Raw genomic sequence first — 9,306 nt, 5'->3', positions numbered from 1 at the left:
GGGTCAGTCAGGTCATCCGCCGGCACATAGACTGCCTGTACGGAGGTGATGGATCCCTTGTTGGTGGAGGTGATCCGCTCCTGCAAAGCGCCCATTTCCGTTGCCAGGGTGGGCTGATAGCCTACGGCGGAGGGCATCCGCCCCAGCAAAGCGGAAACCTCGGAGCCAGCCTGGGTGAACCGGAAAATATTATCTATAAACAACAGCACATCCTGCCCTTCCTGATCCCGGAAGTACTCCGCCATGGTCAGACCGGACAATCCCACACGCATTCTTGCCCCGGGGGGTTCATTCATCTGACCGTACACCAGCACGGTCTTGTCGATGACGCCGCTTTCCTTCATTTCGTTGTACAGGTCGTTGCCCTCACGGGTACGCTCCCCTACACCGGTGAACACGGAGATGCCTCCGTGCTGATTTGCTACATTGTTGATCAGCTCCTGGATCAGTACGGTCTTGCCTACGCCGGCACCGCCGAACAGACCGATCTTGCCGCCCTTCAGATAGGGGGCAATCAGGTCAATGACCTTGATGCCGGTTTCCAGCACCTGGCTGGATGCGGTCTGCTCCTCATAGCTGGGGGCTTCCCGGTGGATCGCCCAATGTTCCTTCACCTGGGGGGCAGGCTTATCATCCACCGGCTCACCCAGCAAATTGAATACCCGGCCCAGGGTCTCTCTGCCCACCGGCACCCGGATGGGACTGCCGGTATCCACTGCATCCGTACCCCGCACCAGACCGTCGGTGGTGCCCATGGCAATGCAGCGCACCACATCGTCACCGATATGCTGGGCAACCTCCAGCACCAGCCGAGCGCCGTGATTGTCCACTTCGATGGCGTTCAGCAGCTTGGGCAGATGCTCCGGTGCAAAGCGGACGTCCACCACCGCACCGATGATCTGCACGATTTTTCCGATATTCTGCATACTCTATGGTTATGACGTGCTTGAGCCAGCGCCGTCATGCTCCTTTCCTGAATCGGTCAGCTTTGTGCGTTGGCACCGCTGACGATCTCCGTAATTTCCTGGGTGATCGCCGACTGCCTTGCCCGGTTGTAAACCAGGGACAGATCCGTGATCATCTCTGTTGCATTGTCCGTTGCGTTTTCCATCGCCAGACGCCGTGCCGCCTGCTCTGCGGCAAAGGATTCGATCACCGCACAGTACAGCATCCCTGCCAGATATTTGGGGATCAGTGCGTCAAACACCGCCTCCGGAGAGGGCTCGTAGGTGGTCAATGCATGGTAGCCGCCGGGGGCGTGCTCCAGATGCTCCACCGGCATCACATGCATATGGTGCGCCTCCTGCACCAGAGGGGATACATAGTTGGTGTAGATCAGCTCTACAGCCTGAATGTCGCCCTTTTCGTACAGGGTCACGATCCGTTCCGCAATATCCAGCGACTTGTATACGGTAATATCCTCGCCGATGTTTTCAAACTCCGCCAGGATCCGCACATTCCGCCGCTGGAAATACTCCACCGCCTTTCTGCCGATGGCGATCACCACCGGCTCCCGGCCTGCCGTCTGCAGCTCCTCCATCCGGATCTGCACCTGCTTGAACACGTTGCTGTTGAAGCCCCCGGCAAGCCCCCGGTCGCCGGCAATGGCGATCAGCAGAACGGCACCGCCGGTGTGATGCTGCAAAAAGGTGGACTGAAAGTCCCCGGATTCCGCTACGATCTGACACATCATCTGGTACAGCATGTTGAAAAACGGCTCGGCACGCTCTGCCTTTTCCTTGGCACGGCGCAGCTTGGAGGACGCAACCAGTTCCATCGCCTTGGTGATCTGCATGGTGCTTTCCACGCTCTTGATCCGGCGCTTGATATCCTTTAAATTCGCTGTTGCCATGACATTTCCCTATGCCTGAAAACGGCATATCTCCTTTCGGGTTATTGGGCGCTCAGATACTGTGCAGCAAAGTCCCGGAGCACCGCATCCAGAGCCGCCTGGGTTTCCTGGGTCAGATCTCCCGTATCCCGGATGGATTGAATGATGTCCGGATGGGTCTCGTCCACATGGGTGCAAAGGGCATGCTCAAAGTCGGAAATCTGCTTGACCGGGATCTCCCGCAGGAAGTTATTGACCACCGCATAAATCACGATCACCTGATGCTCCACCGTCATGGGTGCATTCCGGTTCTGCTTGAGCACCTCCACGATCCGTTCGCCCTTGGCAAGCCGCTCCTTGGTGTCCTGATCCAGATCGGAGCCGAACTGGGAGAATGCCTGCAGCTCCCGGTACTGGGAGTAGGACAGCTTCAGAGAGCCGGATACCTTCTTCATAGCCTTGATCTGGGCAGCGCTGCCCACACGGGATACGGAAATACCCGGATTGACCGCCGGCCGCACGCCGCTGTTGAACAGATCCGTTTCCAGGAAGATCTGCCCGTCGGTGATAGAGATCACGTTGGTGGGGATATAGGCGGAAACGTCCCCTGCCTGGGTCTCGATGATGGGCAGCGCCGTCAGACTGCCGCCCCCGTATTTTTCATTCAGGCTGCATGCACGCTCCAACAGACGGGAATGCAGATAGAACACATCGCCGGGGTATGCCTCACGCCCCGGAGGACGCTTCAGCAGCAGGGAAAGTGCCCGGTATGCCACAGCGTGCTTGGACAGGTCATCATACACACACAGCACATCCTTGCCCTGAGCCAGGAAATATTCGCCCATGGCACAGCCTGCATAGGGGGCAATATACTGCAAGGGTGCCAGCTCGGAGGCGGTTGCGGATACCACAATGGTATAGCGCATGGCACCTGCCTTTTCCAGGGTTTCCACCACGTTTGCCACAGTGGAGCGCTTCTGTCCGATGGCAACGTAGATGCAGATCACGTCCTTGTCATGCTGATTGATGATGGTGTCCAGGGCAATGGCGGTCTTGCCGGTCTGCCGGTCACCGATGATCAGCTCACGCTGTCCTCTGCCGATGGGGATCATGGAATCAATGGCCTTGATTCCTGTCTGCAAGGGCTTGTGTACGGACTTTCTTGTAATAATGCCGGAAGCCACCTTCTCCACTGGAGCGGTTTCATGAGTCAGAATGGCGCCCTTGCCGTCAATGGGCTGTCCCAGGGCATTGACCACTCTGCCCAGCAGCTCCTCCCCTACGGGAACGGATACGATCCTGCCGGTACGCTTGACCGCAGCACCTTCCTTGATGTCCCGATCCGAGCCGAGCATAACGGCACCTACAAAATCCTGTTCCAGGTTCAGCGCCATACCCTGCACGCCGCCTTCAAACTCCAGCAGCTCACCGGACATACACTTGTCCAAGCCGTGAATGGTGGCGATGCCGTCGCCTACGGTCACGACCGTACCCACATCGTTCAGCTCCAGCTTGGCATGGTAATGCTTCAGCTGCTCTTTGATAATGCCGGTTATTTCATCCGGGCGTAAATCCATAGATACACCTTCTTTGTTCTGTTATGGCAGCACCCACAGAAATTGTGCTGTGCCGCATTATTGTTTCAGCTGCCGTCTGACAGCCTCCAGCCGGGATCTTACACTGTTGTCCAGCAGGGTGTCTCCGTACTGTACGATGACGCCCCCCAGAATGGCGGGATCGATCCGTTCCGTCAGTTCCACCTGCTTGCCGTATTTTTTCTGCAAAGCGGCGATCAGCTGCTGCCGCTGGGTATCCCGCAGGGGCACACAGGTAGTCACCGTCATCCGGGCAATGCCCTTGTGCTCCCGGTACAGATCGTTAAACGCATCCGCCACCGCCTGCACATAGGGGATCCGCTGCCGCTGGGTCAGCATGCATATCAGGGATACCACCGTCTGGTTCCCTGCAAACAGCCGTTCCACCAGCGCCCGCTTTTCCTCCAGGGGAATGGTGGGCACCTCCAGCAGTTGGGCAAGCCCCGGCTCCTTCCGGAACACCGCCGCACAGGCGTTCAGATCCTTGTATACCGGCTCCAGCGTGTCCTCCTCCAGGCAAAGGTCAAACACTGCGTCCGCATATACCTTTCCTACCTGCCCGGTCATTGGCTGTCACCCACCGAGTCAATGAAATCCGAAATCAGACGGTCATGATCGCTCTGATTGAGATCACGCTCCACAACCTTCTGGGCAACCTCTACCGCCAGGTCGGAGATCTCGCCCCGCAGCTGGTTCCGCGCCCGTTTCTTGTCCTGCTCAATCTGCGCTGCCGCATGCTCCAGCATGTCCCCGGAGTCCTTCCGTGCCTGGGCAAGGATCTCCTCGGAACGGGACTGGGCGGTTCTTGTGGCATTGCGGATCAGCTGTTCGGATTCCGTCTTTGCGTTCTGCATCAGTCCGGTGTATTCCTCCTCCAGTTCGCTTGCGTGTCTGGAGGCATCCTCTGCATCCTGGTAGGTCTTGGCAACCTCCTGCTGTCTTGCCTCCAGAACGGCATGCACCCGTCCGAACAGGAAATGCTTGATCACCAGAAACAGGATCAGGGTATTCAACAGTGTAAAAAGCAGACTGCCAACATCAATGGAAAGAAAATCTAACATGCTATGACATTGTTCCCCGGATCCAGAGACGGGGAAGCTCCTCTACTTTCTGTAAATTTCGGAGCCATGTTCCCACAGGACTCCTGCATGGATCAAAGCTTGCCCAGCAGCGGATTTGCGAACAGCAGGATCAGGGCAACCACGAAGCCGTAAATACCGGTGGATTCTGCCACCGCACAGCCCACGAACATGGTTCTGGTGACCGGACCGGAGGCTTCCGGCTGACGGCCGATTGCCTCACAAGCCTTACCAACTGCGTAACCCTCACCGATACCAGGGCCGATACCTGCGATCATTGCAAGACCGGCACCAATTGCAGAGCCTGCCAACAAAATTGCCTTTTCCATAAACAACCTCCAAAATATCAATCAGAATTTGCGGGATGCACCCGCCTGAAGCCCTATTCCTCCGAACCAAAGGCGCTGTCAAGATACGCCATGGTCAGCATAATGAAAATAAATGCCTGCATGAACCCGGTAAACAAGTCGAAGTAAACCGAAAGCAGTGCGGGGATGCCCACTGTCAGAACCGGAACTGCAAGTCCCAGGGCAGTGGACGCTGCCGTCAGCGCAAAGTACAGCAGACTGGTGATAATCATACCGCCTGCCACATTGCCGAAGTGACGGAAGCCCATGGACACCGGCGTTGCCGCCTCACTGAGCAGATTCAGCGGCAGCATCAGCGGGATCGGCTCAAAGAAGCCCTTAAGGAATCCGCCTATGCCGCTGGTCTTGATCTTCGCCCGTTCCACCAGCACAAAGGTCATCAGACCCCAGCAGAAGGTGGTGTTGAAATCGCCGGTCACCGGCCGCAGACCAATCAGACTGATCAGACTGCCAAAGCAGGAAAATACAAAGATCGTAGCAATATAGGGGGCAAAGCTGCGGAATTTCTTTCCCATACTGCTGTCCACCAGATTTTCCACCGTCTCCACCAGCATTTCTGCAATGGCCTGCCGTTTGGTCACCGCCCTGACCTGCATATTATGGGTCAGAAACAAAATGACAGCCAACAGGATCAGAATCACGATCCAGCCCACGACAATGGTTTCGGTCAGATTTATCGTCAGATCGATCCCGGGAATGGTAAAGGACGTAATGACCTTCGGCCCGTTTACCTCAACCTCCTTGACGCCTGTCAGAAAATCTGACAATTTCATAGCTTGCATCATCTCCTATCAATCTCCTAAGATGCCGGACTCCATGTCCAAAGCCGGCACCGCACAGAACCTGTGCGGCACTGGATTACAGCTGCTCGCCGTTTTTGTGCAGACATGCATGCCCCACGTAGATCAGCCGGGGATAAACCAGAGGGATCATTGCCGCAAAGGCGTTGATCCAGCTGACCTGCATCGCCAGCAGGAACACTGCACCGATCAGCACCAGCCGCAGCAGATATCCACTGACCATCTGTACCTGGGGACGACCGCCGGGCTGCGCCACCGACCGGGCAACCGACCGGGACAGCAGAAGCAGATAGACGAACAGCAGCGCTGTTCCAAGCAGAAGCCCCAGGGCAAAGGAAAGCGTAAACCCCTGCACCAAGCCGGAGATCAGATAGACCGCAATATTCAGGAACACGGTTCGTATGCCGATCACCCGGAGTTCATGCAGCAGCGCATCCTTCTGCATCCTGTTTCCCCTCCTTTCTGAACTACATCTGTATTATAACATGGAAAACCGAAAAACAAAATAGGCTTTTCTAAGAATTTGCACAAAAAGTCGAAAAAACTTCTGTATAAACAAGCTGCACCCTTGTGCATTTTGCCGCATTGACTTTTTCTGACCCATGCATTATAATGTAAGTATGCTACATCCATGTTAAAACATACAAGGAGGACGAGATTATGAAATTTGAAACGCAATGCATGCATGAAGGCTACACACCTGCCAACGGAGCACCCCGTGTCATGCCCATTGTGCAGAGCACGACCTATGCGTTTGATTCTACAGAGCATATTGGCGATTTGTTCAACCTGCCCAACGAGCACATGTACTCCCGCTTCTCCAATCCTACAGTAGAATGTGTGGAAAAGAAGATTGCCGCTTTGGAGGGCGGCGTGGCAGCAATGTGCACCTCCAGCGGACAGGCTGCAAGCCTGCTGTCGGTCATCAACATATGCAGTGCCGGAGACAGCTTCATTTCCACCAACTCCATCTACGGAGGCACGGTCAATCTATTTGCTGTGACCCTGAAGAAGCTGGGTATCGAGTGCATTTTCGTCAGTCCGGAAGCCTCTGACGAGGAGCTGCAGGCTGCCGTCAAGCCCAACACCAAGCTGGTATTCGGTGAGACCCTGGCCAATCCGGCTCTGACCGTACTGGATATTGAACGTTTTGCCGCATTTGCCCACCGGAATAACCTGCCTTTGATTGTGGACAACACCTTCCCCACGCCTTACCTGTGCCGCCCCATCGAACACGGTGCGGACATTGTGATCCACTCCACCACCAAGTACATGGACGGTCATGCGCTCCAGGTGGGCGGCGTCATTGTGGACGGTGGACATTTTAACTGGGCAAACGGCAAATTCCCGGATTTCGTAGAGCCGGATGAAAGCTATCACGGCATCAGCTACACGGAATCCTTCGGGAACCAGGCCTACATTATCAAGGCAAGAATGCAGCTGATGCGGGATCTGGGCTGCTATCCGGCAGCAAACTCCGCATTCCTGCTGAATCTGGGGCTGGAAACCCTGGCTATCCGCATGGATCGGTACTGCGACAATGCCCAGAAGGTTGCAGAATATCTGGAAGGCTGCAAGCATGTAGCATCCGTCAGCTACCCGGGTCTCAAGAGCAGTCCCTATTATAACCGGGCAAAGCACTATATGCCCAAGGGTTGCAGCGGTGTCATCACCTTTAATATCAAGGGCGGCAGAAGCGCCGCAGTCAAGTTCATGGACGCTTTGCAGCTGGCATCCAAGGTGGTGCATGTGGCAGACATCCGCACCTGCGTGCTGCATCCTGCCAGTGCTACCCACCGGCAGCTCACTGACGCACAGCTGGAGGCAGCCGGCATCGATGGCGGCATGATCCGCTTCTCCGTTGGTCTGGAGAATGTGGAGGACATCATTGCCGACATTGCACAGGCTATGGACAAGCTGGACGCATAACGAACTTTTTCCTATACAAATACAAAGCGCCTGGGAGCATCTGCTTCCGGGCGCTTTTCGACTATAAGGGCTTTTGCAAATATACCAGATCCCGCAACTGCACGCCGGCTTCAAAGATGGGGTGGTCATAATACTGCGTGAAAAAGTCCGGGATTACATGGCTCCGGCGAAAACCGCAGGCTTCATAAAAGGGCACGGTCAGAGGACTGTCCCCGGTTCCTGCCTGCAAAAGCCGGTACTGTCCCCGGTAACGGGACTGTAGAAACTTCAGCATCGCCCTGCCATAGCCCCTGCCCTGGACAGCAGGAGAAACCGCTATGTTTTTCAGCTCCAGGATGCCGTTTCCTTCATCCGTCACCACGCACACGCCTACCGGCTCCGGATCCTCCAGCACATACATGGCACCCCGTTCCAGATACCGGTCAATCATATTCTCCTGCTCATCCCCCAGAAGCAGCAGCTCCCGGTACCGCTTCTTCTGTTCCGTCACGATTCTGATCTGCATGCCGCCTCCTATTCGATCGCCTTCATGGAGCCTGCCATATCGATCCGCCGCAGCTTGAAATACAGCAGCCCGTTGACCAGTACAGTAAATACAATGGTCAGCAGCGCCGCCAGGCCAAAGGCATACGCCGGAATATCCGGGTAGAACATCACTGCATCCACCTGGGCGGTATCCACCACAAAGTGACACAGGAAGATTCCCAGCACCAGTCCTGCCAGCATACCCAGCAGAGCGGAAACCGTATTCTCCCGGTAGATGTAGGCTGCCACCTCCCGGTCATAAAAGCCCAGCACCTTAATGGTCGCCAGCTCCCGCATCCGCTCGGTGATGTTGATGTTTGCAAGATTATACAGCACCACAAACGCCAGCGCACCGGAGGAGATGATGATCAGCAGCACCACATAGTTCAGCGTACCGATCAGTTCATGGAACTTGTCCCCGGCATGGGAATTATAGGACAAAGAGCGCACTGCTCCGTTGGCAAGCAGGATTTCAGACAAAGCATCCTCCGAAGTACCCGCCGCCAGCTTCGCCGCAAAGCAGTTGGGGGTGTATTCCCCATACAGGGCGGTGTACTGTGCCGGGGACAGATACACATAATGGAACACATACTGCTCCGTAATGGCAGTCACCGTCACCGGCGCAGATGCCCCCTCCAGGGTGATGGTGTCCCCCACCCCTACGTCCAGCATCCGGGCAAGTTTTTCTGTCACCACCGCCCCCTGCTCCTCCAGGGTATATGCCGCATCGGTTTTCCGGTCGATGAGCCGGATAAATTCCGGCAGTCGCTCCGGCTCCTGCGGCACGAACAGATACGCCTCCATGCTGCCGCCGGCGCCGGTGATGGTGGCGCTTTTCTGCAAAGCATACAGAGTATCCGTCAGTTCCGGGGTATCCGTCACCTTCTGATGCAGCTCCTCCAGTTCCTTGGCATCAGCGTCCGGATCATACACCCCCAACAGGTCATACTGATACACCCGGGAATACTGCAGATCCACAATAACGGAAATGGCGTTGCGCAGCCCAAAGCCGGTGAGCATCAGGGCGGTGCAGCCTGCCACACCCACCACGGTCATCAGCACCCGGTTTTTGTAGCGGAACACGTTCCGGATGGTAACCTTGGCGTGGAATCCAAGCCGCTTCCACAGCCAGCCGATCCGCTCCAGCAGCACACGCTTGCCGTTTTTCGGGGGCTTTGG

Annotated in this window: 11 protein-coding genes; 1 reads left to right on the top strand and 10 read right to left on the bottom strand. The window is 56.1% G+C overall.

Going from position 1 to position 9,306, the window contains the following annotated elements:
- From atpD to QVO51_RS06220, 8 genes are all read right to left on the bottom strand, one after another.
- On the bottom strand, positions 1-926 hold a 926-nt coding region (gene atpD / locus QVO51_RS06255; protein ID WP_288167928.1), incomplete at its 3' end, for a F0F1 ATP synthase subunit beta.
- 56 nt (positions 927-982) lie between these two features.
- Complete coding sequence (atpG, locus tag QVO51_RS06250; protein ID WP_022357678.1) at positions 983-1,852, bottom strand: ATP synthase F1 subunit gamma; 870 nt, start codon at positions 1,850-1,852, stop codon at positions 983-985.
- A 41-nt stretch (positions 1,853-1,893) separates the two neighbouring features.
- Positions 1,894-3,408: a F0F1 ATP synthase subunit alpha gene (atpA, locus tag QVO51_RS06245; protein ID WP_022357677.1), complete on the bottom strand. Its 1,515-nt coding sequence runs from the start codon at positions 3,406-3,408 to the stop codon at positions 1,894-1,896.
- Between the two features lie 57 nt (positions 3,409-3,465).
- Positions 3,466-3,993 carry an ATP synthase F1 subunit delta gene (gene atpH / locus QVO51_RS06240; RefSeq protein WP_022357676.1) on the bottom strand — a complete coding sequence of 176 codons (528 nt, stop codon included), beginning with the start codon at positions 3,991-3,993 and terminating at the stop codon, positions 3,466-3,468.
- Positions 3,990-4,487, bottom strand: coding sequence for a F0F1 ATP synthase subunit B (atpF, locus tag QVO51_RS06235; RefSeq protein ID WP_022357675.1), 498 nt, complete (start codon positions 4,485-4,487; stop codon positions 3,990-3,992). The genes atpH and atpF overlap by 4 nt, the downstream gene beginning before the upstream one ends.
- Before the next feature lie 92 nt (positions 4,488-4,579).
- Entirely contained in the window at positions 4,580-4,834 is a 255-nt protein-coding gene (gene atpE / locus QVO51_RS06230; RefSeq protein WP_015557835.1) for an ATP synthase F0 subunit C, read from the bottom strand.
- Positions 4,835-4,887: 53 nt separating this feature from the next.
- A complete protein-coding gene (locus QVO51_RS06225) occupies positions 4,888-5,646 on the bottom strand; it encodes a F0F1 ATP synthase subunit A (protein ID WP_015557834.1) in 759 nt (252 codons plus the stop codon).
- Between the two features lie 85 nt (positions 5,647-5,731).
- Positions 5,732-6,118 carry an ATP synthase subunit I gene (locus QVO51_RS06220; protein ID WP_022357674.1) on the bottom strand — a complete coding sequence of 129 codons (387 nt, stop codon included), beginning with the start codon at positions 6,116-6,118 and terminating at the stop codon, positions 5,732-5,734.
- A 215-nt stretch (positions 6,119-6,333) separates the two neighbouring features.
- Between QVO51_RS06220 and QVO51_RS06215 the strand changes: the two genes are divergently transcribed.
- The gene (locus QVO51_RS06215; protein ID WP_022357673.1) at positions 6,334-7,602 is read left to right on the top strand and encodes an O-acetylhomoserine aminocarboxypropyltransferase/cysteine synthase family protein; all 1,269 of its coding nucleotides are present in this window, start codon (positions 6,334-6,336) and stop codon (positions 7,600-7,602) included.
- A 61-nt stretch (positions 7,603-7,663) separates the two neighbouring features.
- On the opposite strand, the gene QVO51_RS06210 is transcribed toward QVO51_RS06215, so the two are convergent.
- Entirely contained in the window at positions 7,664-8,107 is a 444-nt protein-coding gene (locus tag QVO51_RS06210; RefSeq protein ID WP_022357672.1) for a GNAT family N-acetyltransferase, read from the bottom strand.
- Positions 8,108-8,115: 8 nt separating this feature from the next.
- A partial coding sequence (locus QVO51_RS06205) for an ABC transporter permease (RefSeq protein ID WP_288167927.1) occupies positions 8,116-9,306 on the bottom strand: 1,191 nt, incomplete at its 5' end.

The organism is Ruminococcus sp. CAG:379 (assembly GCF_000434255.1).
GTDB lineage: Bacteria > Bacillota > Clostridia > Oscillospirales > Ruminococcaceae > Ruminococcus_F > Ruminococcus_F champanellensis.
This window is presented reverse-complemented; position numbering and strand designations above follow the sequence as displayed.

Excerpts from the sequence above, each read along its gene's own strand:
- QVO51_RS06215 (WP_022357673.1), top strand. The coding sequence starts at position 6,334 with ATGAAATTTGAAACGCAATGCATGCATGAAGGCTACACACCTGCCAAC.
- atpF (WP_022357675.1), bottom strand. The coding sequence starts at position 4,487 with ATGTTAGATTTTCTTTCCATTGATGTTGGCAGTCTGCTTTTTACACTG.
- QVO51_RS06210 (WP_022357672.1), bottom strand. The coding sequence starts at position 8,107 with ATGCAGATCAGAATCGTGACGGAACAGAAGAAGCGGTACCGGGAGCTG.
- atpH (WP_022357676.1), bottom strand. The coding sequence starts at position 3,993 with ATGACCGGGCAGGTAGGAAAGGTATATGCGGACGCAGTGTTTGACCTT.
- QVO51_RS06225 (WP_015557834.1), bottom strand. The coding sequence starts at position 5,646 with ATGAAATTGTCAGATTTTCTGACAGGCGTCAAGGAGGTTGAGGTAAAC.
- atpE (WP_015557835.1), bottom strand. The coding sequence starts at position 4,834 with ATGGAAAAGGCAATTTTGTTGGCAGGCTCTGCAATTGGTGCCGGTCTT.
- QVO51_RS06220 (WP_022357674.1), bottom strand. The coding sequence starts at position 6,118 with ATGCAGAAGGATGCGCTGCTGCATGAACTCCGGGTGATCGGCATACGA.
- atpA (WP_022357677.1), bottom strand. The coding sequence starts at position 3,408 with ATGGATTTACGCCCGGATGAAATAACCGGCATTATCAAAGAGCAGCTG.
- atpG (WP_022357678.1), bottom strand. The coding sequence starts at position 1,852 with ATGGCAACAGCGAATTTAAAGGATATCAAGCGCCGGATCAAGAGCGTG.